Origin of the sequence: Endozoicomonas sp. 8E, assembly GCF_032883915.1 — a bacterium.
In the GTDB taxonomy this organism is placed as follows: Bacteria; Pseudomonadota; Gammaproteobacteria; order Pseudomonadales; family Endozoicomonadaceae; genus Endozoicomonas_A.
In genome coordinates, this window is sequence record NZ_CP120717.1 from 5,526,470 (window position 1) to 5,553,406 (window position 26,937).

The 26,937-nt window shown below is 48.6% G+C and carries 21 protein-coding genes and 2 pseudogenes; 9 read left to right on the forward strand and 14 right to left on the reverse strand.

Going from position 1 to position 26,937, the window contains the following annotated elements; all coding sequences use genetic code 11:
• Positions 1-228: 228 nt before the first annotated feature.
• Complete coding sequence (locus tag P6910_RS19185) at positions 229-2,046, reverse strand: hypothetical protein (RefSeq protein WP_317142856.1); 1,818 nt, start codon at positions 2,044-2,046, stop codon at positions 229-231.
• A gap of 356 nt (positions 2,047-2,402) precedes the next feature.
• On the opposite strand from P6910_RS19185, the gene P6910_RS19190 reads away from it, so the two are divergent.
• Together P6910_RS19190 and P6910_RS19195 are read left to right on the forward strand one after the other, a co-directional pair.
• Entirely contained in the window at positions 2,403-2,663 is a 261-nt protein-coding gene (locus P6910_RS19190; protein WP_317142857.1) for an AbrB/MazE/SpoVT family DNA-binding domain-containing protein, read from the forward strand.
• Positions 2,663-2,992: a type II toxin-antitoxin system PemK/MazF family toxin gene (locus P6910_RS19195; RefSeq protein WP_317142858.1), complete on the forward strand. Its 330-nt coding sequence runs from the start codon at positions 2,663-2,665 to the stop codon at positions 2,990-2,992. Before P6910_RS19190 ends, P6910_RS19195 begins: the two co-directional genes overlap by 1 nt.
• A 114-nt stretch (positions 2,993-3,106) precedes the next feature.
• Here the strand turns inward: P6910_RS19195 and ilvD are convergent, their stop codons facing one another.
• From ilvD to P6910_RS19240, 9 genes and pseudogenes are all read right to left on the reverse strand, one after another.
• Complete coding sequence (gene ilvD, locus P6910_RS19200; protein ID WP_317142859.1) at positions 3,107-4,948, reverse strand: dihydroxy-acid dehydratase; 1,842 nt, start codon at positions 4,946-4,948, stop codon at positions 3,107-3,109.
• Positions 4,949-5,098: 150 nt separating this feature from the next.
• Complete coding sequence (locus P6910_RS19205) at positions 5,099-5,809, reverse strand: DUF3581 family protein (RefSeq protein WP_317142860.1); 711 nt, start codon at positions 5,807-5,809, stop codon at positions 5,099-5,101.
• Between the two features lie 287 nt (positions 5,810-6,096).
• On the reverse strand, positions 6,097-6,801 hold the full coding sequence (locus P6910_RS19210; RefSeq protein ID WP_317142861.1) for a glutamine amidotransferase-related protein: 705 nt from the start codon (positions 6,799-6,801) through the stop codon (positions 6,097-6,099).
• A complete protein-coding gene (locus P6910_RS19215) occupies positions 6,798-7,967 on the reverse strand; it encodes an iron-containing alcohol dehydrogenase (RefSeq protein ID WP_317142862.1) in 1,170 nt (389 codons plus the stop codon). Before P6910_RS19215 ends, P6910_RS19210 begins: the two co-directional genes overlap by 4 nt.
• A gap of 18 nt (positions 7,968-7,985) precedes the next feature.
• Positions 7,986-9,374: an aldehyde dehydrogenase family protein gene (locus tag P6910_RS19220; protein ID WP_317142863.1), complete on the reverse strand. Its 1,389-nt coding sequence runs from the start codon at positions 9,372-9,374 to the stop codon at positions 7,986-7,988.
• A 23-nt stretch (positions 9,375-9,397) separates the two neighbouring features.
• Positions 9,398-10,771 carry a glutamine synthetase gene (locus P6910_RS19225; RefSeq protein WP_317142864.1) on the reverse strand — a complete coding sequence of 458 codons (1,374 nt, stop codon included), beginning with the start codon at positions 10,769-10,771 and terminating at the stop codon, positions 9,398-9,400.
• A gap of 61 nt (positions 10,772-10,832) precedes the next feature.
• Positions 10,833-12,035, reverse strand: a pseudogene (gene eat / locus P6910_RS19230) (ethanolamine permease); the annotation flags it as partial.
• Positions 12,036-12,060: 25 nt separating this feature from the next.
• A protein-coding gene (locus P6910_RS19235; protein ID WP_317142866.1) for an IS3 family transposase occupies positions 12,061-13,622 on the reverse strand; the annotation gives its coding sequence in 2 pieces (ribosomal slippage) (positions 12,061-13,160 and positions 13,160-13,622; 1,563 coding nt in all).
• Positions 13,623-13,697: 75 nt separating this feature from the next.
• Positions 13,698-13,952 (reverse strand): annotated as a pseudogene (locus P6910_RS19240) (ethanolamine permease); the annotation flags it as partial.
• 277 nt (positions 13,953-14,229) lie between these two features.
• Between P6910_RS19240 and phrB the strand changes: the two are divergent.
• From phrB to P6910_RS19265, 5 genes are all read left to right on the forward strand, one after another.
• The gene (gene phrB / locus P6910_RS19245; RefSeq protein ID WP_317142867.1) at positions 14,230-15,648 is read left to right on the forward strand and encodes a deoxyribodipyrimidine photo-lyase; all 1,419 of its coding nucleotides are present in this window, start codon (positions 14,230-14,232) and stop codon (positions 15,646-15,648) included.
• A 180-nt stretch (positions 15,649-15,828) separates the two neighbouring features.
• Positions 15,829-16,023 (forward strand): hypothetical protein, encoded by a 195-nt coding sequence (locus tag P6910_RS19250; protein ID WP_317142868.1) that lies wholly within the window; start codon positions 15,829-15,831, stop codon positions 16,021-16,023.
• 239 nt (positions 16,024-16,262) lie between these two features.
• Positions 16,263-17,237: a DUF523 and DUF1722 domain-containing protein gene (locus tag P6910_RS19255; RefSeq protein ID WP_317142869.1), complete on the forward strand. Its 975-nt coding sequence runs from the start codon at positions 16,263-16,265 to the stop codon at positions 17,235-17,237.
• A 214-nt stretch (positions 17,238-17,451) separates the two neighbouring features.
• Positions 17,452-17,721 carry a hypothetical protein gene (locus P6910_RS19260; RefSeq protein ID WP_317142870.1) on the forward strand — a complete coding sequence of 90 codons (270 nt, stop codon included), beginning with the start codon at positions 17,452-17,454 and terminating at the stop codon, positions 17,719-17,721.
• 345 nt (positions 17,722-18,066) lie between these two features.
• On the forward strand, positions 18,067-20,517 hold the full coding sequence (locus P6910_RS19265; RefSeq protein WP_317142871.1) for an ATP-binding cassette domain-containing protein: 2,451 nt from the start codon (positions 18,067-18,069) through the stop codon (positions 20,515-20,517).
• 6 nt (positions 20,518-20,523) lie between these two features.
• On the opposite strand, the gene P6910_RS19270 is transcribed toward P6910_RS19265, so the two are convergent.
• Entirely contained in the window at positions 20,524-21,504 is a 981-nt protein-coding gene (locus P6910_RS19270) for a methyltransferase (RefSeq protein WP_317142872.1), read from the reverse strand.
• Between the two features lie 596 nt (positions 21,505-22,100).
• On the reverse strand, positions 22,101-22,295 hold the full coding sequence (locus P6910_RS19275; protein WP_317142873.1) for a hypothetical protein: 195 nt from the start codon (positions 22,293-22,295) through the stop codon (positions 22,101-22,103).
• Between the two features lie 26 nt (positions 22,296-22,321).
• Here P6910_RS19275 and argS point away from each other — a divergent pair, with 26 nt between their 5' ends.
• Entirely contained in the window at positions 22,322-24,064 is a 1,743-nt protein-coding gene (gene argS / locus P6910_RS19280) for an arginine--tRNA ligase (RefSeq protein ID WP_317142874.1), read from the forward strand.
• A gap of 48 nt (positions 24,065-24,112) precedes the next feature.
• On the opposite strand, the gene P6910_RS19285 is transcribed toward argS, so the two are convergent.
• Positions 24,113-25,711, reverse strand: coding sequence for an FMN-binding glutamate synthase family protein (locus tag P6910_RS19285; RefSeq protein WP_317142875.1), 1,599 nt, complete (start codon positions 25,709-25,711; stop codon positions 24,113-24,115).
• A 183-nt stretch (positions 25,712-25,894) separates the two neighbouring features.
• Here P6910_RS19285 and P6910_RS19290 point away from each other — a divergent pair, with 183 nt between their 5' ends.
• Positions 25,895-26,383 (forward strand): DUF29 domain-containing protein, encoded by a 489-nt coding sequence (locus P6910_RS19290; protein ID WP_317142876.1) that lies wholly within the window; start codon positions 25,895-25,897, stop codon positions 26,381-26,383.
• 31 nt (positions 26,384-26,414) lie between these two features.
• Here the strand turns inward: P6910_RS19290 and dtd are convergent, their stop codons facing one another.
• Entirely contained in the window at positions 26,415-26,852 is a 438-nt protein-coding gene (dtd, locus tag P6910_RS19295; protein ID WP_317142877.1) for a D-aminoacyl-tRNA deacylase, read from the reverse strand.
• Positions 26,853-26,937 lie beyond the last annotated feature (85 nt).

Here is a 26,937-nt window from a genome sequence, read left to right on the forward strand (position 1 = left end):
TACCGGAAAGCCTGCTAATAAGTACCTAACCAGTTGGTTTCGCATATTCTGGACGGCGGCTTTTTCCATCCTTCTGCGTTCCAACTCTGGTTGCGTAGCTATGGCTACGCGCCCGTCGTTGCGCCTTGAAGGATGAAAAAATCCTCTCGCCAGAATATGCGAAACCAACTGGCCAGGTACTTAGCAATCGGTCTGAAAGAACAGGAAGAAGATTAAAAATAAACTCCTTCAAAAGCCAAAACTCTCTCTGACGGCGTCGATACCTCCAGAATCATAAAGCGCTTCCACTCTCGCCATCACAGCCTCGATATTCTCAGAATCATAAAGCGTTTCCACGCTCGCTCTGACGGCCTCGATATTCTCAGAACCATAAAGCGCTTCCACAGAATAATCAAAGTTAGCATCGAACCAATCAGTGAAATCGCTCAGGTATTTTTGCCGTTTTTCCAGATATTTTATCCTCTCTTCTTCTCTTTTTCTCTCCTTCTCTTTCTCTTCGATGCTAAGCTCTTTTTCTTTATCTCCCTTTTCTGCCTTGTTTTGTATAGCTCCATGAACCTGCTCAGTGACGTTGGTTTTAACAGTTGGCAGAAACATCGCCCTCACAGCGCGTGACACCGCCAAATCATAGTTTATCTGCATTTGGGCAAATCTTATGGAGAGCCTTAACATTGTGGGAGTGTATTCACTTCTACCAATAAACGGTTTTTCTAATTGATTTGATATGAACTTTTCTAAGGCTAGAAGAAAGTTTTGAAACAATTCAGGGTTTTCATTTCCAGGGTTGTCATTTGAGGCCTTTAATACCCTTTCGTGTCTTATCTTTAATTCTAATTTTCTGAAAATCGTTACGTAATGTTCAAACATGTCTTCATCCGTATCTGACTGGCTAAAACAACTCGACATATTATCAACATGTACACTTACGATTTTTTTAAAGAGAAGTTCAAGCTTCAGACTTGTGGCATACAAGAAACTCATGAACTGCATATTCGAGGCAACTGATTCAGGATCTTTCTCACCATATTCTTCTATAAGCATTAACATTTGTTCAGCTGACTCTATATCATACTGATAAAGCGGTGTTAAATTTTTATTAACGCCAAAGTTGAGCAGAGAGGAAGCCGCTAATAACATTGGGTCTGCTGATGACTCAGAACTTTCAGCTTCTGAAGGACCACCCAATTGTTGCAAAATCTTAAGACGCATTTCTCCCAATAACTTAAGGCCAGAGAAGACTGAAGCAGACTCTTTAACATTTGCTTTTAAAACATCGTGATCGTTTATTGATGCTAATGTACCTAAAAGATCACGTTTTCCGGCATGGAGTCTCTCAATACCAGACAAGCCAGTGGCGTGAAACAGGAATGCGTCAAATAAAGCATGAGCTACCTGAGGGAGGCTTCCATTTGAATGGATGACTGTGTAGTAACTCAACATCAAAATCGCCAGGTTCTGTTGATCTTCTGGCTTGCTCATATCGACAGGAGATTCGGTACCCACAATGTTAGTCAGAACGCCTATCATTGCATTCTGGTTACTGTCAGCCGAAATATGCAGAGCTTGTTGCACTTGCTGAATCATGCTTGCAATTGTAAGGCTCTCATCGGGTGGGGTTATCGGGATATAGCTCAACATAGTGTTCAGGGTGTTGTTATCAATTCCCGTATTCAATCCCGTGATAATGGCAGTAATTTGTGCATGATTCATTGGCGGGAGCGGAATTTCCATTAAAGGCTGCGGCTGCTGCGCTCCGGCCCCGTCCGATGCTTCTGAATCCTCAGCTACTTTTTCACCTTGCTCATTTTCATGGTTCATTGCAAAGATAAGATGGGTGCTATTTGGGCTGGGTACAAAAGGAGGGATTTTCCCTGTATAAGCATTATGATTAATTAAATCGTCCAGGAAGCCAGACCCTTTTGTGGTTTTTTCTCTGGCAAATTCCTCCACCACTGGCGTTGAAAAAGGACTTCCTGCCAGCAGTTTTGAACAGGGGCAAGCCATCATGATGAAGCCAAGGGAAGCAGCGGTTGGTAATCGAGCCATATAATTACCCATCGTCGTCTTTCTCGCTTAGTTTGAACGCAACAGTAAAGTAGTCCATCTATTGCAGCAGCGACAGATTTTCAGCACCCGCCAGGCTTTGCCTGATCACCCTTTTAACTCCGTTTTTGAATAGAAAAAGGCGGATAACGGGCTCAACCTCATCTCTGAAAATGAAAGTCAGTAAGGATTAGTGTTTGAGCATGGGGTGGAGACCTGAAACTAAAATTTCAGTTACCTGTACGATTTTGAGCACTCGTAGTTTTAAAAGTGGCCAAATTTAAGAACGCTTGTATTAACTTGCACAGGCGCTATAGTTTATACCTGTGTATATACTTTTATTCGGAGCCAGTGGCCAGATGATCGTTCAAATTAAAAAATGGGGTAATAGCCTTGCCGTTAGAATACCTGCTAAGGCTCTTTCTATTTCAGGGTTAGGTGAAGGTTCCTGGTTGGAAGTAAATTCTTTAAAGGGCGAAATTCTCCTGAAGGAATCAAAGCCAAAGATGAAATACACCTTGGAGCAAATGTTTGATGGTTATGACGAGAACAGTTTTGAGCCTAGTCAGGAAGATAGGGAGTGGATGAATGATGGTCCTGTTGGTGGGGAGAAGATTTGATGCCCTATATTCCTGACAGAGGTGATGTTGTATGGATCAACTTCGATCCCTCCTCAGGAAGGGAAATACGTAAGAGAAGGCCGGGGTTGGTTCTATCGAATAAGCTGTATAGCCGGTTTACCAAATATGCTTTGGTGGCCCCAATAACATCAACAATAAGAGGCTGGCCCTTTGAGGTCAAAATTGATGGCGGAGATGTTTCAGGAGTTGCACTTTGTGAACAGATCAAGTCATTGGACTACATTTCGAGAGAACTAGAATTCATAGAGAAAGCTGATCCTGATGCAGTTGAAGAAGCGATAGCCAAAATAGTGGCTATTTTCGATTAAGTCGGCACATCAATGTAAGCTCAGACTCATTGTCCTGAATTTTTTGTTTTTTAAGATTCATAAAATGAACGACAAGATCTATATAACATAGAGCTTGTCGTTCAAGAGTCACTATCAGTCCAGAAGCGACACATCTCTGACAGCACCTTTATCGGCGCTGGTCACCATAGCCGCATAGGCTTTTAATGACGCCGAAACCTTACGAGGCCGCTCTTTCAGAGGTTTCCAGGCTGCCTTGCCTTTCGCTTCCATCCGGGTACGACGCTCGGCCAGCTCTTCATCAGACAACTGTACGTCAATGGTACGATTAGGAATATCGATACGAACAATATCACCCTGTTCCACCAAACCAATATTGCCTCCCGCTGCGGCTTCTGGAGAAGCATGACCAATGGAAAGTCCGGAAGTACCGCCAGAGAAACGACCATCGGTCAGGAGCGCGCACTCTTTACCCAAACCTTTGGATTTCAGGTAGCTGGTCGGATACAACATCTCCTGCATACCCGGACCACCTTTGGGACCTTCATAGCGGACGATAACAATATCACCGGCTTCTACCCGACCTTCGAGAATATCACTGACCGCATCTTCCTGACTCTCACAGATATGAGCAGGTCCTTCAAAAACCAGAATACTCTCATCGACACCAGACGTTTTTACTACGCAACCATCCAGGGCAATATTACCCGTGAGAACCGCGAGACCACCTTCATTGCTGTATGCATGCTCCAGTGTACGGATACAACCTGATTCACGATCATCGTCCAGCGTTGGCCAGCGAGTTTCCTGACTGAATGCCTGTGTCGTACGAATGCCGGCCGGTCCCGCCTTGAAGAATGTCAGTACCGATTCGTCACTGGTCTGTTTGATATCCCATTTAGCCAGAGCCGCAGCCATGGTTTCACTGTGAACCGTCGGGATCTCGTTGTTCAACAACCCTGCCCGATCCAGTTCACCCAGGATGCCAAACACGCCACCGGCACGATGGACATCTTCCATGTGGTATTTCTGGATGTTAGGTGCCACCTTGCACAGCTGAGGCACCTTGCGAGATAGAGCATCAATGTCCTTCATGGTGAAATCGACACCGGCTTCCTGTGCAGCGGCCAGCAAATGCAGAATGGTATTGGTAGAGCCGCCCATAGCGATATCCAGGCTCATGGCGTTTTCGAAAGCCTTGTAGCTGGCAATAGAACGAGGCAGAACAGAGACGTCATCTTGCTCGTAGTAACGCTTGGTAATATCGACAATCCGTCGCCCGGCTTCGAGGAACAGTTGCTCACGATCAGCATGAGTGGCCAGCATGGAACCATTGCCCGGCAGGGACAGACCCAGAGCTTCCGTCAAACAGTTCATGGAGTTGGCGGTAAACATACCGGAGCATGAGCCACAGGTTGGGCAAGCTGAACGTTCATACTCAGCAACAGTTTCATCGTCGGCATCGGAAGCGGCAATGACCATGGCATCGACCAGGTCCAGGCCATGCTGTGCCAATTTGGTTTTACCGGCCTCCATGGGGCCACCCGAGACAAATATCACCGGGATATTCAGTCTCATGGCGGCATTGAGCATTCCGGGAGTAATCTTGTCGCAGTTGGAAATACAGACCAGGGCATCAGCAGTATGGGCATTCACCATGTATTCAACGGAGTCGGCAATGATATCCCGGCTGGGCAGGGAGTAAAGCATGCCGTCGTGCCCCATCGCGATACCATCATCGACGGCGATGGTATTAAACTCTTTGGCTACACCGCCATGCTTTTCAATTTCTCTGGCCACCAGCTGTCCCATGTCTTTTAGATGAACATGGCCGGGAACAAACTGGGTAAAAGAGTTGGCTACAGCAATAATAGGCTTTTTGAAGTCATCATCCTTCATACCCGTGGCACGCCAAAGCGAACGGGCTCCAGCCATATTACGACCGTGGGTCGAGGTTCTTGAACGGTATGCAGGCATGACTCACTATCCTTTCTCTCTGGTTCTTAATCCTGATGTTTGAGAAGCTCTCTGGAAACCGGGCTCTCTGTTGTCTTCCTTGGCGGATTCGGGATTATAACAGAATGACGGGAGCCTGATAGACTCCCGAAAGGTAATGCAGAAGAAGAATCAGGCTGCGTATTCTATCCGGCGACGATTATACTCCTCTACCATACTGTCGATGGTAGTCTGATCGTATTCCCGCAGGTTGGCCAGAACCATGGTTTTCTTCCCTTCTCCCACAACTTTGCCACCTTCTTTGAAGACAAAGCCCAAGGTAACATTACCACGTTTGCCATTCACTTCCAGATGAGACGCTGAGGCCTCTATTACCGGGTCTTTCAGTTCAATCGTATCCAGATGTACCGACATGGTTTCATAGATAACCAGAGGCCGTGCCACATTAATCATGACATTCTTCTCTTTCATCAGTGGCACCAGGACATGTGGGAAGTTTTCACCTGAGAACGCCACATAAGCCTTTACCAGCTTTGCAATCATGTCGGCATTGTTTGTTTGCTTGCCATTATGCTCAACCCGGAGGTATTCCTTCTCACTCTGGTCACAAATAATCTTGTCACCATTGTCAGCATCGGCAATCGACAGGGCAACGCCATCACTGACCATGCCACTGAAACTCACTTTCATATCAGGGTACAAACCTTCAGAGCACAGGATTTTAGCAAACAGAAGATCACCCGGAACACAAAACTTCTTGGTGTCCACATCATGCAGCGGGTTGAAGTCATTGGCGATATTCTTGGCAAAATCACTGGACTGCTGACGAGTGAATGAGAACTGGTTATTTTCCAGTTCAGTACAATATTGATCTAAAAACATAATGTTGTTCTGTTGGCCCGGTCTTTCAGATGCGCGACCAGAGCTCAATCCATTTCATATGGACTTGGGTTTCCTCAGGGCAATGACAATCAAACACTCAACACGGCCAGAGGGTTCGATCTACCTCTGGCAACTGACTGATATCATACGTCAAATCTGAATAAGACTACTGTTACTAAAACGTAGCCGTTTGTTTCAGCACTTCATATATTAATATAACCAATTGATTAATAAGCCATTTTAATGTGAACCCGGAAACTCAATTAAATTTCCGGGTTAGATCGTGACTACTGTTTGAAAAACCGCATGATCCATTGAGCTATCAGATCACTGTCAGGATCGTCTTTCAGCGAATCCATACCCTTGAGCACTCTGTCCCCGGGAATCGCTTCCCGACGTGAGTTCATCAAGTCCGCAGAGTAAGACTTGCTGAACTCCGGATGCCCCTGAACACTGATAAAAGAATCGCCATATTGCAGCATAAAATTGGGACAGAAATCACTGCGGGCCAGTACTTCAGCCGAAGAAGGCAAACCTGTGACCTGATCCCTGTGACTGACCAGTAATTTGAAATCCACAACCGCAGGCTCCATCCAACGGGTCTTTCGCGTGACGTGATTGTAGGACATACCAACACCCCAGCCTTTATCAGCCAGCACTACTTGCCCCCCAAGACTGTTTGCCATGATCTGATGACCAAAACAGATACCCGCCAGCTTGCAACGATCCTCATACAGCCTTCTGATAAACCCTTCCAATAAAGCTATCCATGGAAAAGGATCATAAGCACTGTGACGGCTGCCCGAGATAATCCAGCAGTCACACTCATTGGTCGTTTCAGGAATCTCATCATCCAATACCCGGTAGGTGACCATCTGTATATCAGGTTCCTGCTTTTTCAGCAGAGCCAGAAACATATCCGGATAATTGTTGTGGACCTTACGCAGCTCGGGCGAAACGTCATCACACAACAGCAAACCGACTTTCATCATAGATCTCCTCGAACCGCATCCTGACCTATCTGCTGATATTCAGCCGCAGAAAAAGAGATTGGGTTTCCGGCTGCCGAAGGATCGGCAAACGCCATCCGCCCGACTTTATCCAGCTGGCTTTCGTCGATTCCGATTTCAGCCAGAGTATGGGGGATTTCCAACTCTTCTCTGAGCTCTATCACCCAGTTGAAGAAAGCGTCAAAGCCCGGGGCAGGCAGGTCAAGGTAACGACTGAGAGCCGCCATTTTCTGACCGATGGCGGCTTTGTTTGCCTTCAGAACATAGGGCATCAGAATGGCATTCAACAATCCATGATGAGCGTCGTATAAAGCCCCCAGTGGATGGGCCAGAGCGTGCATAGCACCCAGACCTTTCTGAAAGGCCGTTGCCCCCATACTGGAGGCCACCAGCATTTGATGCCGGGCCTCAAGATCACTGCCCTGCGCCACTGCCCTGGGAAGATAGTCTTTTACCAGACGAATGCCTTCCAGTGCGATGCCCTGGGCCATAGGATGATGGAAAGGCGAACAATAGGCTTCAAGATTGTGAGAGAGTGCATCTATACCGGTCGCTGCGGTGAGTCCGGCAGGTAAACCACAGGTCAGTTCCGCATCAAGAAGCACGATGCCAGGAAGCATACCCGGGTGAAAAATAATCTTTTTCACCTGTTCATCCTGATGGGTGATCACGGAAGAACGCCCCACTTCTGAGCCTGTTCCGGCAGTGGTGGGCACAGCCACAACGGGCAACATTCCCTCTGCATTGACTCTCAGGTAGTTATCACCCACATCTTCAAAATCCCAGATTGAACGACTCTGGCCAACCATCAGGGCAATAGCCTTGCCTGCATCCAGGGCAGAACCTCCACCAAAAGCGATGACACCATCATGGTTAGCTTCCTTGCAGGCAGCCACACCGGCTGAAACATTCTCGCCGGTTGGATTACCCTTGATTCCGGAAAACAGTCCACACCCGGTCAGAGCAGAGCTGACCTGTAGCCGGGCTTCCTGAACCATGGGCAGCTGTGATAACCCCGGATCGGTAATAATGAGTGGATTTTTCATCCCCAGTTCAATGCAGGCAGCAGGTAGATCTTTGATGCGGCCAGCGCCCGTTCGGATAGCTGTCGGGAAGTTCCAGTTAGCTGTGTACTGCTCAATGTTCATTGATGTCTCCTTACTGCCTCAGCCGTGCTTGATGTGGAAGGATTTGGGTCGGGTCAGGGCATTAAAACCCAACACCGACAGAGTACAGCCCCGACCAGAGTTTTTAATACCTGTCCAGGCCAGAGCAGGGTCAAGATAGTCACAGCGATTGACAAAGAAAGTGCCGGTTTGAACCTGACGACCCAACTCAACCGCCCGCTCAATATCCCTTGAGAAAATGGCGGCAGTCAGTCCAAATTCACTGTCGTTCATCAGGCTGATCGCTTCTTCATCTGAGGAAACTTTTTGAATCCCTAAAACAGGACCGAAACTTTCTTCAGTCATCACTCGCATAGCGTGATTTACCTGAGTCAGCAGCTGGGGAGCAAGATAGGGAGTGCCTGGCTCATGCTTTGAAAACAAGGCCGGATCGATATGAGCAACGGCCCCCTGTGAAACAGCTTCGTCCACCTGCCCCCTGACAAAGTCCGCAGCACTGCTTTTCACCAGAGGGCCCAGAGTGGTTTCAGGATCATCGGGTCGTCCGAGACGGTATTGCTTCACCAGCGCAACCGCTTTTTCAACAAATGCATCATAAATAGCTTCATGCACATAGAGCCTTTCTATGCCACAGCAGGACTGACCGGAGTTAAAGAAAGCACCGTCTATCACCGTGTCTGTTGCTGCATCCAGATCAGCATCCGCTCTGATATAAGCGGGATCTTTGCCACCAAGCTCCAGACCCATACCGATGAATCGTCCGGCAGCCGCCTTTTCTACTGTGGCTCCTGCAGGTACTGAGCCAGTAAATGCCACATGCTTGATGGCGTCACACTGAATCAGGTACTCGGTGTTCTCATGGGACATATGCAGATACTGAAAAAGCCCTTCAGGCAGACCCGCTTCCAGAAAGGCTTCTACCATGCGCTCGGCACAAAGCGGGGTTTGAGCGGAATGTTTCAGAAGCACAGCATTACCGGCCAGCAGGGCTGGCATAATGCTGTTGATTGCGGTGAGGTAGGGATAATTCCAGGGCGCTATGACCAGCACAACACCCAGAGCTTCCTTGCAGATATAACGGGTAAAGCCTTCTTTTTCAGGAATTGTGACGGGCTTCAGTGCTTCACTTGAAGCTTCAATCATATAGCGGGCACGCTCTTCAAACCCTGCTACTTCACCGGCAGCGTATTTGACAGGCCTGCCCATCTGCCAGGTAATTTCACTGGCAATGTCGTCTTTCTGGCTGACAAAGTAATCCACCGCTTTGCTGCAGATGTTTTGCCGCTCTTCCAGAGCAAGACTCTGCCAGTCAAGCTGAGCTTTCTCAGCCTTTGCCAACGCTTGACTAATGTCTGAAACATCAGACAGTGGACGTTCAGCAACCACCGAACCATCCACCGGCGAAAGGGTAATCTGTATATTATTCATTGTTTTAAATCCGTTGGAAGTGATCAGATAATTTCGAAATAACGATCCATTTCCCAATCCGTAATATGCTTTCTGAACTCTCGTTCTTCCCACTCTCTGGAAGCAGCGTAGTGTTCGACAAAAGCGTCACCCAACATCGTTCGGGCGGCTTCGGATTGCTTGAATTTTTGGGCTGCGTCCCAGAGCGTTGATGGAAGTGCATATTCAGGTGGGTGCCCCTGGTCGTAGGCATTACCTTTCACCTGATCCTCAGGCTCCCATTGGTGAATAATGCCCTGAAGACCAGAAGCCAGAGCAGCGGAAAGGGAAAGATAAGGGTTAGCATCCGCAGAGCCCAGCCGGTACTCCACTCTCTGTGACTTTTCTGAGCCCGGAATGACACGCAGTGCGGTGGTTCGGTTTTCAACCCCCCAGGTCGCGTCGGTAGGTGCCCAGAAGCCGGGAATGAGTCGGGTGTAACTATTGACGGTAGGGGCCAACATCGGCAGGAATTCAGGCATTAATCGCTGCAAACCGGCAATAAAGTGCCTCTGTGTCTGGCTGATGTTGTGTTTCTGGCTGGGATCAAAGAACGCCGACCGCCCATCCTTTTTGTTGAACAACGACAAATGAATATGACCGCTCTGCCCCGGATAATCCGGTGACCACTTGGCCATAAAAGTGGCCATCAGTTCATTTCGCTGTGCCAGCACTTTCATAAACGTTTTAAACAGTGCGGCTTTGTCTGCGGCGTTTTCAGCAGTGTCAACGGCAATGGCAGCTTCGACCACGCCCGGTCCGGTTTCTGTATGAATGCCTTCGATGGGAAAGTCCATTACTTCGGCCATTTCCAGTATCTGGTGATAAAGATCGGAATGCACCGAGTTTCTTATCATCGAATAACCAAACCAGTCAGGCGTCAATGGTTTGAGGTTTCGAAAACCTTTTTCCCGAACCGATTCCGGTGTCTCCTGGAACATAAAAAACTCATATTCCAGCGCCGCACGGGCATCAAAACCCATATCGGCTGCTTTTTCTATCACCCTTCTCAATGTCCCGCGCGGACAGAGCGCTTCTGACTGCCCCTTGAACTCTGCGATGAACAATAGCATGCCATTTTCAAATGGGATCTCCCGGCAGGAATGGGGCAAGATGCGGACGGGAGCATCAGGGTATCCGGTATGCCAGCCTGTGTATTTTACATTGTCATAGAGCTGGTCTTTACTGTCCCAGCCAAGGATCACATCACAAAAGGCAAAGCCGCTTTCCAGAGCTGAAAAAAACTTGGCCTTGCTCATGTATTTGCCAAGCATGATCCCGTCATTATCGAAAAGACCGACCTTAACGTGCGAGAGTCCCCTCTCTTCAACAATCTTTTTGGCATCATCAATGGTTCTGACATCTCTGGGGTTGTGCATATTTGATACTCGTTTTTCTCAGGCTTTTCAGGAGTCAGGCACCGGAAAGGTGCCCAACCAATCAGCTCAGCTCAGACTCAGCTTTGGTAATAGCTTCGAATTCTTCTTCTGGCGCTTTAGCCACCAGGTGTTGTCGGCTATATAAACCGAAATAAGCCACCATGACAGCGTAGAAAACCGCAGACCAGAAAGCAGCTTCCCTGCTCACCAGAAAGGTAGAGATAAAGGCAATAATGGCAAGAGCAAAAGCGATACCTGACGTTATGATGCCGCCCGGCGTCTTATAAGGACGTTCCAGCTCTGGCTCTTTAACTCGCAGGATAATATGAGACAGCGTCATCATGGCGTAGGAGATAGTGGCACCAAAAACGGCCATAGTGATCATCAGATCACCTTCTCCGGTCAATGACAGCAGGAAGCCAATGATTCCCGGAATAACCAGGGCCATTGCAGGCACTTTTCGCTGACCGGTTTTTGATAAAAAGCGAGGTAAATAGCCGGCTCTGGACAAAGCAAATACCTGTCGGGAATAAGCATAAATGATAGAAAAGAAGGAGGCGATCAGACCGGCAAGCCCAACAAAGTTTACAAAGGTCGCCATGTAAGAACCTTTACCATAGACCTGTTGCAAAGCCCCTACCAGTGGAGCAGCATGATCCTTCATGTATTCAGCGCCTACTGCGCCGGGGGCCAGAACCAGCACCAGCCCTCCAAACAACAACAATAGGGCCATGGCGGTGATAATCCCTCTGGGCATATCCCTCTTGGGATCAGTGGCTTCTTCCGCCGCCAGGGGAACACCCTCTACCGCCAAAAACAGCCACATGGCAAATGGGATGGCAGCCCAGATACCGATATAACCTTCGGGCAGGAAAGTTGAAGCGCCGTTAGCTTCTGCATTGACGGCGATATCAAACAGGTTGTCGACGTTGAAGGCAGGAATCATTCCCAGGATAAACACGACTATGGCTAAACATGCCAGACCGGTAATCACCATCATGATTTTCAGAGCTTCTCCAGCCCCCAAAAGGTGCAAACCAATAAAGGCAGCATAGAAGGCACCGTAAACCAGGGGCCCATCCCAACCAAAAAGTTCGTTCACATATCCGCCTATAAAAACAGCTATCGCCGCAGGCGCGATCGCATATTCAAGAAGTATGGCGGTGCCTGTCAGATACCCTCCCCAGGGACCCATTGCCCGACGGGCATAGGAGTAGCCGCCACCTGCAGTAGGTAATGAAGAAGACAGCTCAGCCAACGGTAACTTTCAAGGTAGATGTCGCCTCAACTTATGCAGCTAAATCACAATGCTGCTGATTCTCTGATCGCTCAGGGTTAAGCCACACCTCTACCGGTAATTGCCAGTTTCTGGTTTCACGGCTTCCCCATCGCTCAGGGTGTTGCTCTTTTGCTTTACGGTAAACTCTTTCACGATTCAGAACCCTTTTCTGAGCCTTCCCTGTATGTCTGTCGTAGGGGGTCTGGAACTTGATGCCACTGTGCTTATGCTCCATGTTGTACCAGTTTACGAACCCGTACACCCACTTTCTGGCTGACTCCAGACTGGAGAAGTGATTCGGATACCCGGGACGATATTTCATGGTTCTGAAGCCTGACTCTGAGTATGAGTTATCGTTACTTACGCGCGGCCTGCTGAACGATGTCTGTACTCCTAGCTGCTGAAGAGTACTCAGCATGGTCGCCCCTTTCATTGGGCTGCCATTATCGGAGTGCAGAACCAGTGGTTGCTCCTGAAGGCTGATTTTATTCTGCATGAAAGCTTTGCGGATCATCTGAGCAGCCAGATCAGAGGACTCCCTCTCATGGACTTCCCAGGTCACAATCATGCGGCTATAGACGTCCAGAACCAAATAGAGATAATAATATTTACCCCTGATCGGCGACCCCAAAAATGTTATATCCCACGACCAGAGCTGATTCGGAGCCGTAGCCCGATGCGATGTCGGCTTCCGCTTTGCGGGCTTCTGACTGCGACCGCGATGATGCTGTTGATTATGGGCCTTCAGCACTCGATAAAAGCTTGACTCAGAAGCCATATAAACACCTTCGTCGGCCAGTGTCGGTACAATTTGGCATGGCGACTTACTTTTGAATCGCTCGCTGTTACAGACTTTCAGAATCTCGTTTTGCTCACTCTTGGTTAGTTGGTTGGCAGGCATTGTCCGGTCTGCGTATTGACGCTGATCTTCCCGCACCTGTTCTACATCTTTTTGCCAGCGCTGAACCGTGCGTATCGACAGGTTGAGCGCAGCACAGGCTTTCACTTTACGTGCACCCTGTGAAACAGCTTCCTGGATTAAAGCAACGGCTTCCTTGCGATCAGGGAGAGGAATCAATCGTCCTCGCGCTCCCCCCAGATCGCGTTTGCCTTTTTTGTTAGAACCAACAGTGCTGCGGTTTCAGCAAGTGCCTTGTCTTTGCGTTTGAGTTCTTTTTCCAGTTTCTGGATGCGCTTCTTGTCATCTCGTCTGGCAGCGGCCTGTACCTGACGGGATTCAGCAGGCTTTGTGCTGCCTGCGATAAAATCAGCTTTCCACTGCTGCAAGTCTTCGTAGTAGAGACCCTTCTTACGACAGTATTCGGATAGCTCTGTTGTGTTCATGTTGGCGGTTTCCATCAGAACCGCGAACTTGTTTTCAGCACTCCACTGCTGAGGATTCTTACCATCACCGGGCACGGCTACACCTTGCGCTTTTGCCTGTTTGCGCCAAGTATACAGGGTTGCATCATTAATGCCGGTTTCTCTTTTAAGCTGAGCCACGGAAACATTATTTGGCGGCATCATCTTCTGGATAATGGACTCTTTCATTTCTTTGGAGTAGCGAGTCATAACAGCCTCTTTTTGTATGCTCTCAATTATTGAGAGTCATGAATCAAAAGAGGCGACATCTATCCTGACATAGGGGGCCAATGACAGCACCATAGAGGTATACATAATAGCCATGACAAGGGTGGCCAGGAGCATGCCACCAAAACCGCCCTGTTCCAGCCCGAAGTTCCAACCGGCAAAATCTCCGGAAATAACGTAGGAAACCCCGAGTCCAGCCAGAACCAGCCAGCCCGCTGCTCCTTTCTTAAGCTGTCTCTGCTTCAGATAATCATCAGAAACCTGCTCATATTCAACGGAACGGGTTGTTGGAAGCGAACTCGTGTCGAGCATGTGTAGTACCTTTTCTTAAAGCCATCCTGTTAGCTCACTTATGCTATTAATACCCCAGATAGCATAGTGAGAAAGTTCAGATGCTGTTAAGCAACTATCAGGCCAGAAACTCTTAACGTATCCCCGGGATGATCCACTTCCTGTCATAACCCGTAACAGAGTTATAACTTAAAAATATGACTGAAGGTGTAATTGAGACTATGAAAATCCAGCACAATCAGAGCCAGCATTCATTAACATATTTCGGGGGTGGGCTGGATTTCCAGCTCGTACTGCTATGAGTCGAACACTGGTCTGGTTCAGAAGCGATCTGAGAGTAAGTGACAACCCTGCTCTATACCACAGCGCAGACAAAAATGAAGTTATAGCTGTCTATTGTCTGTGCCCGGATCAGTGGCAGGAGCACAATGACAGTCCGAACAAGCTCTGGTTCTGGATGCAGAATCTCAAACAGCTGGAACAGTCTCTTAATAGACTCAACATTCCATTGATAGTCATCCAGTCTCTCCGCTTTGAACACTGTGCCCAACAACTGTTGCAGATGGCCCGGCAGCTACAGTGCGATGGCATAAGCTTTAATAACGAACATGGGCTCAATGAAGAAAACAGGGACAAGGCTGTAGAGCAAACATTTATCGGGCAACAGCTAGAGTGCCTGCGCTTTTCTGACCAGACCCTGATCCCCCCCGGTCAACTGTTGAATGGCAGCGGTGATTATTTCAAAGTTTTCACGCCCTTTAAAAAAGCCCTCTATCGAACCCTTAACCCGCATCAGATTCAGCCACTGGCTGCGCCTGAAAAACAAAAGCCCTTGAAGCTGCCTGAAGTTGAGACAGTCGACTATCAAAATCTGTTTACGCCCGTAGAAGGTCTGCAAAAACTCTGGCCCGCTGGTGAGGAGGAAGCAGCAAACCGGCTCAAAGCATTTATTGAGTCTCACGGTGAAGGTTATAAAAAGTTCCGGGATTTTCCGGGTATTGATGCCACCAGCACCCTTTCACCCTATCTGGTTTCAGGAACAGTCTCCCTCAGACAGTGTTTTTATGCTGCCCTTCAAGCCAACAATGGCGAAATGGATTCAGGAAGTGATGGCCTGCAATGCTGGATGAGTGAGTTAATCTGGCGGGAGTTTTACAAACATATTTTGCATGGATTCCCCAGACTCTCCAGAGGCAGGGCATTCATTACGGAAACCGAACATCTGCCCTGGAATCAGGATAAACAGGCATTCAATGCCTGGTGCAAAGGTGAGACCGGTTTTCCATTGGTCGATGCAGCCATGAAGCAATTGCTGAGTACCGGCTGGATGCACAACCGTCTGAGAATGGTCACGGCCATGTTCCTGACCAAAAATCTGATGATTGACTGGCGCCTCGGGGAAACTTTCTTTATGCAGCATCTGATCGATGGTGATCTGTCTGCCAACAACGGTGGCTGGCAATGGTCTGCCAGCACTGGCACCGATGCGGCCCCCTATTTCAGAATGTTTAACCCTGTCAGTCAGTCCGAGAAATTTGATTCACAAGGTCAGTTTATTCGCCACTGGCTACCCCAGCTGGACAAACTCAGTGGTAAGGAGATTCACGCCCCCTGGCAAAAAGATACTCATGAGATTGACTACCCAGCACCGATTGTTGACCTCAAAGCATCCAGAGCAAAAGTACTCTCTGCTTTCAAGGCGCTGAAGCAGCCATAAGAATTTCAGTAGGGCGAGTCAGCTTTTTTTGTTGGATTTGAGCGACGATTAGTACACCTGTCTGAGCAATTCTTCAGGTCAATTTTGCCTGATAACTCATGCTGCTTATAACGCCTCTGAATTTGCGGGTTATGACGGTCGACTACTAGACTACGAGATTATGGTCTTTTGAGGATAATCATGACTGATGTCAAAACTGCTTCATCCATATTGCCTCTCTGGAAACGGTGCCTGATTACCCTTGCAGTGATGTTGGTGGCAAGTTTTTTAATCGGTTTATTGTTTCGTAGTATATTCGGTTTTTCCCTGCCCGATTATATGTCCGGGGTGGTCGGTGGTTTCTCAGCGATATTGATCTGGGAGTTTCTCAAGTAAGTGTAACCCGGGCTTTTGTTATTACCGGTGTAGTATCGTTGGCTTTGTACGTATGCGGTATTATATTAGCCTTCCATACTGACATTTATACCCGGACCTCACAGGGAGCTTACAAAAGAAAAGATGGCCGTTCTTTCTGGAGCCCGGTTCGAACTTCCTCACAGTCCGACAGGCTCCCGGGGATTTGCCTTAAAAATAAGTTACATTGAAAGCAAAGGGATAAAAGAAGGAAGTGTTAAATGGCCATTGTCTCCATTCCAGAACCTGAAAAAGAGATCAAACTCGGCATCAGCGCCTGCCTGATGGGTCAAAAAGTCCGATACGATGGTGGACACAAGCGCTCTTCATTCTGCATGAATACCCTGAGCCAGTACTTCCACTTCGAGCCAGTCTGCCCCGAAGTGGCCATTGGACTCGGCACCCCCAGAGAGCCCATTCGTCTGGTTGGGGATATCCAACAGGTTCGGGTTGTGGGTACAGACCATCCGGATGTCGACGTTACCGATCAGCTGACGGATTATGGCTACAAGAAAGCCAGAGAATTAACCGATATCAGTGGCTACATCCTGATGCAAAAATCCCCCAGCTGCGGTATGGAAAGGGTCAAGGTGTACCATGAAAACGGCTGCCCTTCCGGCGTCAGTTCAGCCGGTGCCTATGCCAGGGCTCTGATGGAAGCGCAACCTCTACTGCCGGTAGAGGAGGAAGGCCGACTCCATGATCCCGTTTTAAGGGAAAATTTCTTCACCCGGGTCTATGCCTACCACCGCTGGCACAACGAAGTGCTGAACAACCCCAGTCATGCCGCTGTGGTCCATTTCCACTCTACCCACAAATATATGATCATGGCTCACAACCCCAGTGATTATACGGCTCTGGGAAAACTGGTTGCCAAAGGTGGCAAGCTGGAACTGGAATCTTTGCTGGCACAATACTTCGAAGAATTCATGAACACCCTGAAAAAAAGAGCTAACCGCAAGTCCCACACCAATACCATGTTGCACATTCTGGGGTATGTGAAAAAGACCGTGGATACCAAAGAGCGAAACCAGTTTCTCAAGCTGGTCGAGGAGTACCGCCAGGGTATATTGCCATTAGTGGTTCCAATGACCATGCTCCGTCATTTCATTGAAAATCATGGTAACGATTACATCCAGGAACAAACCTATCTTAACCCTCATCCTGATCAATTAGGACTCAGGAATCAGATCTGAATTCTGTCGCTCCACAGTAAAAGCCAGGCACAAGTGTCTGGCGCTGAGCAACGAACGGTGAAACAGAAACCTTCTTGAGCGGTCAAGAATCCCCTCCCAATAGAGGCTGTCGCAAAACTCTCTCCTCATTCTCGTCATTCCCGCGAAGGAGGGTGTCGCAAAACTCTAAATCGGGTAGGACTGGTCTTTCAACTCGTTCCCACGCTCTGCGTGGGTGTCGCAAAACCCTCTCCAGCGAGGGAACGAGTTGACTCCCGTCATTCCCGACTTCATTCTCGTCATTCCCGGCTTCATTCTCGTCATTCCCGCGAAGGCGGGAATCCACACTGACTCACCACCAGAACCATACTGCCCGGCGCCCCCCTGGCCTTGTCATACCCGAGAAGGCAGAGACCCACTGTTGGCCCTGGATTCCCGCCTTCGCGGGAATGACGACCTCAGAGCATGGGAACGAACTGGTGGAGTTTTGCGACACCCTCAATAGCGCTAACAGTCACAAAATCACTAATCGGATACTTCACATCTTGCACACCGCACAGCAATGGCCTCTTTCTAAATAACCCCTTCAAACTACTTCTCTGATATCGGAAAAGACAGGAACTTTTCCGGTTCCCCGTACTCTAACTATTACAGTCCACAGAAGTGACAGATAAAAAAAATCAAGAAGTAAAAGGAGTTTTGAATGCGATTCTTTTTCCCTGGATTCATTCTATTACTAATGAATCAAATGGCTTTCTGCTCAGAATTATTACAACCCTCTTATCCTGATCTGGTGTCTCACCAGCCACATCAGATATTGCATAACTCTCAGTGGCTGGTAATGCCTGTCATGAGCGGAATTGCAGGTGGCATAGCTGCGAGCAATTCGCCTGACCAAACCCCTTATACCGTGAGTGCAGGCGTTATTTCCGGTGTCGCCCTATCCGGCCTGGATTTACTTTACAATCACTTCAATACATCTGCCTCCTATTATATGAGTGCCGGTGTCATGGGAGCCGCTACCATGAGCAATACTCCCATGCCCAGCTTTATTAATTACCTTTGTGGTTTTGTCGGTGGCGCACTGACTGCTTCAGGCCAGTTTAACTTCCTTGAAAAGTACGTCAGCGCACCCGCAAAGGGAGCCATCAACGGCGCCATCCTGGGAGGAATGCCGGGAGCGGCTGCAGGAGCGGCTCTCGGTGCAGTCGATGAAGTGATGGCAGCCTGTAATCTTACGGACACCGAGCCCTTATCCACAACATTATCCGCTGTCACCCAGCTAAAAGTAATGACGCCCTTTTTCTCATCGGCTCTGGGCCGACTGCCACTGATTGGCAGCTCCTACAGCTCTGCGGTGTCTCAACTCAATGTTCCTTATTTAATGGAAAGTGCCGGCACTGTCTGGAGTGGAACCTGCCTGTTTACCTCACTTTCAGAAGACGAGCGCTCCCTTTCTTATCTGTGTATCACTCTGAAACCCTCCAGTCGCGAGAATGACAAATCCAATTTGGAAGTCGTTTCTGAAATGGATCAGATCCTGAATGAAATTATGGATCACCAGACCATCCAGAGACTCTCACACATGCAGGCTCTTGCCATAGCAGGCTCTCAACTAATGAGCTCCAGACTGACCAAAATACACTCTTCCCGGGCCCAGTCTCTTCATGCAAGTCTGTCAAACTTTAATCCAAGGTTCGGTCTAAAACCTGAAGAGGCTTTATCCGGTTATGTTGAAGCCGGTCTGTCAGTGGGCTATTTCTGCCTGCCTTACGTAGGACACTGGTTGATGGATTCGGTGATAGAAAGCTACTACAGAATTCTGATGACGCAAGCTGCAGAAGATGAACTGGAGAGTCTCTTTTTCGATGACCAGAATTTTATAAGACTGAACCTGGATAAAAATCTCGACACCCTGATTGCCGGAATGGATGTCAGTATCCACAACATCGTCAATGCCGGTAGCTCACTGAAGCGTTCGCTGGCCCGTGCTTATATCGGTGGTTTTTATGACCTCTCTTTTATTGTCAAAAGCGGCGCTGCCGATATGCTGGTGTTCATGGATATCTATAGCAAAATGACTGAGTCCGTGACCCTGAGCCTTAACCAGGGAGCCCTGGATCTGGAAACCAAAAGGCATTCCCTGAGCACTAAACTCGACTTATTGAAAAAAGACTTCAACACCAATGCACGAACCATTGGCAGCGGTGCCAAAAAGGATTTTATGGTCGAAAAGTATTCTGAGCTGCTGCTGGCAGTTCGTGAAACAGAAGCCAGCCAGTCTCAGGCAGGGCTGATTTCGGGCAGCTGGAGCATAGCAAAAGGCCTTGTCGACTTCGTCGCCAAAAGCCTTTTTATTGCCAAAAAGATGAGCACTGGGGAAGTTGCATACGACGATTATCAGGCCCTTCTTTTCGCCTCTGACAGTGTCTCCGACGCCTTCTCATGGCACGCTAATAACGTCGAATACCTGCTCAGCTTCGATAAAGCGCTCTATAGCATTTACTCACTGGGAGCAGAAATAAACGATCCCCCGGCGGAACTTTGGAAACAACCTGACTATCGGGCAAAAAAAGGGGATGAGGTCGCCATTCGTCTGGACGCCTTCTCCATGGGGCATCCTGAAGGAGTGCTGATGACCGATCAGGCATTGACCATTCCCAAGGGCTATTATGCGGTTTCCGGTGCTTCTGGCAGTGGCAAGAGCAGCCTGCTTTCAAAGATCAGAAGAGAAGCCGGCAATGGTATCTGGGCAACGGGTAATGTGACCTACACCACTGCCAATGGCGAGTTGCCTGAAGTCTTCCATGCCGAGCAGTTAACCTACATTCCTCCCAACACAACCCTGAGAGAACTCGTCACGTTAAGATTGGAAACCGACTCAAACGACCCGCATCCTCAAAAGCCAGAATACAGAGGCGACCTGACAGACAGAGAGTTAATCAACATGTTGCAGGAGATCGATTTCTACCCTGAAGATCAATGGCACCTTCTGGAAGCACAGCTTCGCGACGAACGTAACTGGAAAGATCAGCTCAGTGGTGGCCAGATTAAAAAACTGGCGCTGCTCTCGGTGATTAACCGGCGCCCTGAAGTAGCCATACTGGACGAAATTTTCGCCGGGATGGATCAGGCATCGGTGCAACGGGCGCAGTGGATGTTAAAAAAATATCTGCCTGACAGCCTGCTGCTGATCGTCGACCACAATGCAGCCCATAATAACCACGATGGATTTTTTTCGGGCAGAATCCACCTTGAAGACAGCCAGGTCAATCTCTGGGAGATGGAAAGTGAACAGTAATGTTCTTTATTTATAAGCGACAATGACCATATCGTATTTTGGAATGGGAATGTCTTCACCGGTTTTCACATCCTTAAGCCACACTTTTCCACGAATCCGGTGCTCTAAAATCCATTCATTATCAAAAAACTTAGCTACATGAACTTTAAAACCAACCTCGTTCAGCATAAAAATAAGATCACGGGGATCAATGAATCCGTAATGTTCTTTAATTTCTGCATGCCAGTCTTCCGTATAGTCCTTTCTGAACATGTAATCATAAGCTGATGCCATATCCGTCTCGACGGATTCATAATCTTTGGTACTCTCATACGAACCAATTGGCACATGCCGGTTAAGTTGCCAGAAGCCGAGTGCAAATTCAGCGAAACAATGTCGCTCCTTTACATCAGATTTTGCGTGATAAAAACGAACTTGCCTCGTACCATCTTCAGGTCGGGCAAAATCTTTGATAATGATTCTCCCCCCTTTCTTAAGCGTCTCATAGGCAAGCTCTAAAGCATTTTTAACAGCGTCGAGAGAATCTTCGTTGTAGGAATAGATCTCATGAAGGACCGCAGCCATTATCACTGCGTCAGCATTCACTCCATAAGGTTTATTGCTACTGCCCTGCTCAAAATGAAGATTTTCTATTGCGCTGTATCGACTTTGGGCATGGGCTATCATCGGAGGCTGAATATCGATCCCCTGAACCATTAATCCGGGATTTCCCCTGGCAATGGCTGCGGCCACAGCTCCAGTGCCAGATCCTACATCAATAATAAATGCCCCGTCGTATAATGGCAGATGGGGTAACAGCCGGGACAGTTTGTGTTGTAAAGCAGCATCCATCTGATTGGTGTAAAGGTCGAAATTACGATGCTCGGCAGCCGCCCCCATTAAACTGGATTCATATTGTCCGGCTGAAAAATTAACTGCTGAAACATTAACTAAAGGTGCTAATGCCAGCCATAGAGTCAGGGCAAAGCAAAAAGTCCTCAAAAACATCGCAAGCTCTCACTGATCTGAAGAATATTCAAGTGTCTGAATTCAGATCCTTATGTTTAGTCGCTTTTTGGAAAAAAGACAGTTATTTTATTTTCCCATTGATGGCGATAAATCCGGTTTATCAGCCTCTGTAGCAGCCGGGGCAGACAAATCATCCAGCTGACCATGGTCTAGGAGCCTGACCGAGAATAGCGCCCGTCGCGAGGACGGCAGAAAATTGAGGATGAAAATTCGGTTTTGTAAGGAGAATAGCGAGCTATTTGACGAACAAAAGCGGATTTTCAGACCAATTTGCTGCCGCCGCAGTAGGGCAGTCTATTCTCGGTCAGGCTCCTAGATGCTCGTCTCTCCCAACTTCACACTTCTCGGCAGTGGCAACATTTCTCATGATTAGAGAAGACTGCTATTGTCTCAAAGCCGTTTTATTCGCTATTATTTCCCGCTATGAAATCACTCTCATCAGCCACTCCACCGGCCTCTCAGGCGGCAAGTCCTGAAAGGCTTCAGTCGGCATCTGATATTGCCCTCTGTTGCGGCAACTTTCCGGGCTGCCTGACATTCACATGGCGACGATGCCAAGGCTGAAAGGTTGCTTTTCAGTCACCATCACTTTCGACATCCTGCTTTTTTGCAGAACAAGGCTGCCGCTGACCAGAAAGGTCAACAAGCTCTTTGTTAGAGATGCCCATAGCGATAGAAAGATATTTTGAAAAACCATCAACAATGAGACGCAGACAGTGCAAAATATTTTTCCCGATGCGCAGCCATGAGCAAAAAAAATCATCGTACACTCGTTTCAGACCAAGGAATTTTTTCCATGAATATTGTTAAACTGCTTGAAGACAGAGTCATCAGAGCACTGATCGCCGCCGGAGCCCCGGAGGACACTCCTGCGATGGTTCGTCAGAGCGCACGGGCCAACTTTGGTGACTATCAGTGCAATGCAGTGATGGCAGCAGCAAAGAAAATGGGACTCAAGCCTAGAGATCTGGCCCAAAAAGTGGAAGAAAATCTGGATCTGGAAGGTATTGCTGAAAAAACGGAAATCGCCGGCCCCGGCTTTATTAATATCTATCTCAAGCCAGAATGGCTCGCTGCCAGATTGCAGGAAGCAGTAAAAGACGATCGTTACGGTGTAGCCTCTGTCAGCAACCCGGAAACCGTGATTGTCGATTACTCTGCGCCCAATGTTGCCAAAGAAATGCACATTGGCCACATTCGCTCCACCATCATTGGTGATGCCACCGCTCGTACCCTGGAATTTCTGGGCCACAAGGTCATTCGCCAGAACCACCTGGGCGACTGGGGAACTCAGTTCGGCATGCTGATTGCTCACCTCGAAGAGCTGGAGCAGGACAGCCAGGAAGCCCAGGCTATGGAGCTTGCAGACATGGAAGCCTTCTACAAGACGGCTAAAAAACGTTTTGACGACGACGAAGCCTTTGCCGCCAGAGCCCGTAAGTATGTTGTCGAATTACAGTCTGGCGATGAGCACTGCCTGAAACTCTGGAAAAAGCTGGTTGATATCACTCTGTCTCACAACCAGGAAGTCTACGAGCGACTGAATGTTTCCCTGACGCCATCTGATGTTATGGGTGAGAGCGCCTACAACGACAGCCTGCCTGCCATTATTAATGCACTGGACAGCAAAGGCCTGTTGAGTGAAGACCAGGGTGCAAAAGTGGTCTTTCTGGATGAATTCAGGAATAAAGACGGCGACCCCATGGGTGTCATCGTCGAAAAGTCTGGCGGCGGCTTTCTCTATTCTACAACCGATCTGGCAGCATTGCGGCACCGGACCCACGCCCTGAATGCCGACCGTGTTCTTTACTATGTTGATGCTCGTCAGGGACAACACTTTGACCAGATCTTCACCATTGCCCGCAAAGTCGGCTTTGTCAATGAAGATACCCGCACAGAACATCATGCATTCGGTATGATGCTGGGCAAGGATGGCAAACCTTTCAAAACCCGTGCCGGTACTACCATCAAACTGGTAGATCTGCTGGACGAAGCTGAAGAGCGTGCAGCCAGACTGATTGCCAGCAAAGCCTCTGATCTCAACGAAGAACAAAAGTTTAAGGTCATTAAAGCTATTGCCATGGGCTCGGTGAAATACGCTGACCTGTCCAAAAACCGCACCAGCGACTACGTTTTCGACTGGGACACCATGCTGGCTTTCGAGGGCAACACTGCGCCTTATCTGCTCTATGCCTACACCCGTATTAAGAGCATCTTCCGCAGGGCCGGAGTTTCTGAATCCGACCTCACCGGTAACATCCTGATTGAAGAGCCTTCCGAGAGAGACCTGGCGCTGAAGCTCAACCAATTCAGCGAAACCATTGAACAGACTGCCCGTGAAGGAACACCTCACGTACTTTGCGGCTACCTCTATGACCTCTCTGGTGCCTTCATGGGCTTTTATGAAAACTGCCCGGTTAACAAAGAAGGCGTCAGCGAACCCGTTAAAAACAGTCGCCTGCAACTCTGTGCCCTGACGGCCCACATCCTCAAGAAAGGCCTTGACCTGCTGGGCATTGAAACCGTTGAACAGATGTAATCCTGTTTAACCCGGAAAATGCCGACTTTAATGTCGGCGTTTTCTGTTTCAGGCAATTCCCCCCTGTCCGGGCAAAAACTCACCAGCCGAAGCCTGCGCCCAGTGGTTGCTGTAGCCAACCGTATCGTCGCGATTCAACAGGCATCCTGTTTCCAGAACCGGGTAGATGGTTGCGTAAGAAGCTTCTGTCTGATCGGCGAGACGTCGGAAGATATGCCTTGCACTCAGCTGTTCAGGACTGTCCAGCCCCATAGCTCCAACGATATCGAGAAAACTAGCCACCGTCACACGGTGATAATTTGCCACCCTGATCTGTTTTTCAGCAATGTTGACAGCTCTGCCTCTGACCGGGTCCTGAGTGGTCACTCCGGTCGGGCAGTGATTGGTATTGCACTTCAATGCCTGAATACATCCCACAGCAAACATCATGGCTCTGGCCGAGTTACATAGGTCAGCACCCAAAGCAATCTTTGTCACCATATCAAAGCCCGACGCTACCTTGCCGCTGGCAATGACCTTTACTTTCTCTCTCAGACCTGCACCTGTCAGGCAGTTGTGCGCAAAGACCAGGGCTTCATTCAACGGCATTCCCAGCCGGTCCGTGTACTCCACCGGGGCTGCACCTGTGCCCCCCTCTGCGCCATCAACCGTAATAAAATCCGGAGCCAAACCGGTTTCCAGTATGGCTTTACAGATCCCCATAAACTCCACTTTGTTGCCCAGACAGAGCTTAAAGCCCACCGGCTTATTGGCAATCCCCCTGAGATGATCAATAAATAAAATCAGCTCTTTAGGCGTTGAAAAAGCCGAATGAGCAGGTGGAGAAATGACGGTCACTCCCTCAGGGACTCCTCTGGCCTCAGCAATTTCTTTCGAGACTTTAACAGCAGGTAGTACGCCACCATGGGATGGTTTGGCTCCCTGGGATAATTTGACTTCAACCATCTTCACGGTTTCATGCTTTACTTTTTCAGCAAAGCTTTTTTCGTCGAAACCACCTTCTTGTGTTCGACAACCAAAGTAACCTGTGCCGATCTGCCAGACCAGATCCCCTCCCTCTGCCAGATGGTGTCGGCTTAACCCGCCTTCTCCCGTGTTGTGAGCGAAGCCTCCTCTGCGAGCGCCCGCATTCATTGCTCTGATGGCATTGGCACTCAGGGCACCAAAGCTCATGCCGGAAATATTCAACCTTGACGCCAGATAAGGTTGTGAGCAGGAATGTTCACCGATCAGTATTCTTCCATGGCTGGCATCTACCTCTTTGGGTGTCAGGGAATGATTGGCCCGGTGGTAACCGCAATCGGTCAGTTCAAACTGGGTGCCAAAAGGTTGAGTATCAGACACACCCTTGGCTCTTGAATACACCATGTTTCGTATTTCACGATTAAAAGGTTTGCCGCTCTGGTTTGACTCAATAAAGTACTGATGAATCTCGGGACTGATAAACTCCAGCGCATAGCGCATATGACCAATGACAGGATAATTTTTCAAAACGTTATGATTGGTGCAGGTCAGATCAAGAACCCCGACCAGAGTGTAAGGCACCAGAAAAACAAACAACCAAAGTATCCCGGGCCAGAAAAACGACAGAAGCAAGGTGATCAGCGTTCCGCCAATGGCAATCCAGAAAAACAGTTTACGAGCCATTTCTCCACCTTTTTCAGCGAGAAAGTCCAGATAGCTGGATCTGATGCTCTTGAGTCTTGATGATAAAACGGTCTTTGGCAATGCTCCTTCTTTTGCCCCCCCACAAAGACGTCTGAGCCTTGGGACTTCATTTTGATTCCCTTCTGCTTTTTGCCTACAGTGGTAAGGCAATGGAGGTATTTTATGGAAAATCTTTACGAAACCGATTACACCCAATGGCTTGGCCAGCAACGGGAACTTCTGGCCAAGGGGCAATTTGATCAGCTTGACATCCCTAATCTTTTGGAGGCGATGGATATACAGATGGGCAATATTGCCGACGAGTTAGGTTCCCACTTGATCATATTGCTGGTGCATCTTCTCAAGTACGACTATCAGAAACGGGTACTGAAAGACCCTTGGGTCAAAGATAAAGTGATCCATACCTGGATGCCAAGCATCAATAATTCAAGAACACAAATTGGACGCCACATACAGAAAAATCCCTGCCTGCAACCCAAAGTTAATGACCTGCTGGCCGAGGTTTATCCACATGCCAAAAATGATGCCATCAAACAAATGAACAAGTACATTCGCTCTGAGGCCAGTCGCCTGAACAAGGACAGCTTCCCCGAACAATGCCCATGGCCGTTTGAGCAGATCACAGATGACGACTGGCTGCCGGGAGATTAACCCTTCTGGCGTTTTTCCATCGAATAATACATCAGACTTCGAGATTGAAAGTAACCGGCCCATCATTCAACAGGGAGACTTTCATGTCGGCTCCAAAACGCCCCGTTGCCACATCGTGATGAAGCGTGTGGGCACGCTCGACAAAATAGTCATACAGCTTTTCACCATGCTCAGGAGAAGCCCCGGAACTGAAGCTGGGACGGAGTCCTTTGCGTGTGCCGGCGACAAGCGTGAACTGTGAGACGACCAGCAACCCACCTCCAGTGTCTTTCAAACCCAGATTCATTTTTCCGTCCTGATCGCTGAAAACCCTGTATTTGAGCACTTTATCCAGTAACTTATCCGCTTTTGCCTGATCATCGTCCTTTTCTACGCCCAACAATAGCAATAGACCTTCTGCAATCTCGCCTACGGTTTCGCCATTCACTTTTACATTGGCAAACTGAACTCGCTGGATTAATCCACGCATGAGTTATCCTACTCCGGAAGTCTGTATAAAAGTTGGCCCCGGCTGATAGCCGGGGCCAGGAAGAAAATCACTGGAACCCATGTGA

Bases quoted from the DNA above. Each gene is read 5' to 3' on its own strand.
- P6910_RS19220 (WP_317142863.1), bottom strand. From the start codon at position 9,374: ATGAATAATATACAGATTACCCTTTCGCCGGTGGATGGTTCGGTGGTT.
- ilvD (WP_317142859.1), bottom strand. From the start codon at position 4,948: ATGCCTGCATACCGTTCAAGAACCTCGACCCACGGTCGTAATATGGCT.
- dtd (WP_317142877.1), bottom strand. From the start codon at position 26,852: ATGCGTGGATTAATCCAGCGAGTTCAGTTTGCCAATGTAAAAGTGAAT.
- P6910_RS19270 (WP_317142872.1), bottom strand. From the start codon at position 21,504: ATGTTTTTGAGGACTTTTTGCTTTGCCCTGACTCTATGGCTGGCATTA.
- P6910_RS19285 (WP_317142875.1), bottom strand. From the start codon at position 25,711: ATGGCTCGTAAACTGTTTTTCTGGATTGCCATTGGCGGAACGCTGATC.
- P6910_RS19195 (WP_317142858.1), top strand. From the start codon at position 2,663: ATGCCCTATATTCCTGACAGAGGTGATGTTGTATGGATCAACTTCGAT.
- phrB (WP_317142867.1), top strand. From the start codon at position 14,230: ATGAGTCGAACACTGGTCTGGTTCAGAAGCGATCTGAGAGTAAGTGAC.
- P6910_RS19215 (WP_317142862.1), bottom strand. From the start codon at position 7,967: ATGAACATTGAGCAGTACACAGCTAACTGGAACTTCCCGACAGCTATC.
- P6910_RS19185 (WP_317142856.1), bottom strand. From the start codon at position 2,046: ATGGCTCGATTACCAACCGCTGCTTCCCTTGGCTTCATCATGATGGCT.
- P6910_RS19210 (WP_317142861.1), bottom strand. From the start codon at position 6,801: ATGATGAAAGTCGGTTTGCTGTTGTGTGATGACGTTTCGCCCGAGCTG.
- P6910_RS19255 (WP_317142869.1), top strand. From the start codon at position 16,263: ATGGCCATTGTCTCCATTCCAGAACCTGAAAAAGAGATCAAACTCGGC.
- P6910_RS19190 (WP_317142857.1), top strand. From the start codon at position 2,403: ATGATCGTTCAAATTAAAAAATGGGGTAATAGCCTTGCCGTTAGAATA.
- P6910_RS19250 (WP_317142868.1), top strand. From the start codon at position 15,829: ATGACTGATGTCAAAACTGCTTCATCCATATTGCCTCTCTGGAAACGG.
- P6910_RS19265 (WP_317142871.1), top strand. From the start codon at position 18,067: ATGAGCGGAATTGCAGGTGGCATAGCTGCGAGCAATTCGCCTGACCAA.
- P6910_RS19205 (WP_317142860.1), bottom strand. From the start codon at position 5,809: ATGTTTTTAGATCAATATTGTACTGAACTGGAAAATAACCAGTTCTCA.
- argS (WP_317142874.1), top strand. From the start codon at position 22,322: ATGAATATTGTTAAACTGCTTGAAGACAGAGTCATCAGAGCACTGATC.
- P6910_RS19290 (WP_317142876.1), top strand. From the start codon at position 25,895: ATGGAAAATCTTTACGAAACCGATTACACCCAATGGCTTGGCCAGCAA.
- P6910_RS19225 (WP_317142864.1), bottom strand. From the start codon at position 10,771: ATGCACAACCCCAGAGATGTCAGAACCATTGATGATGCCAAAAAGATT.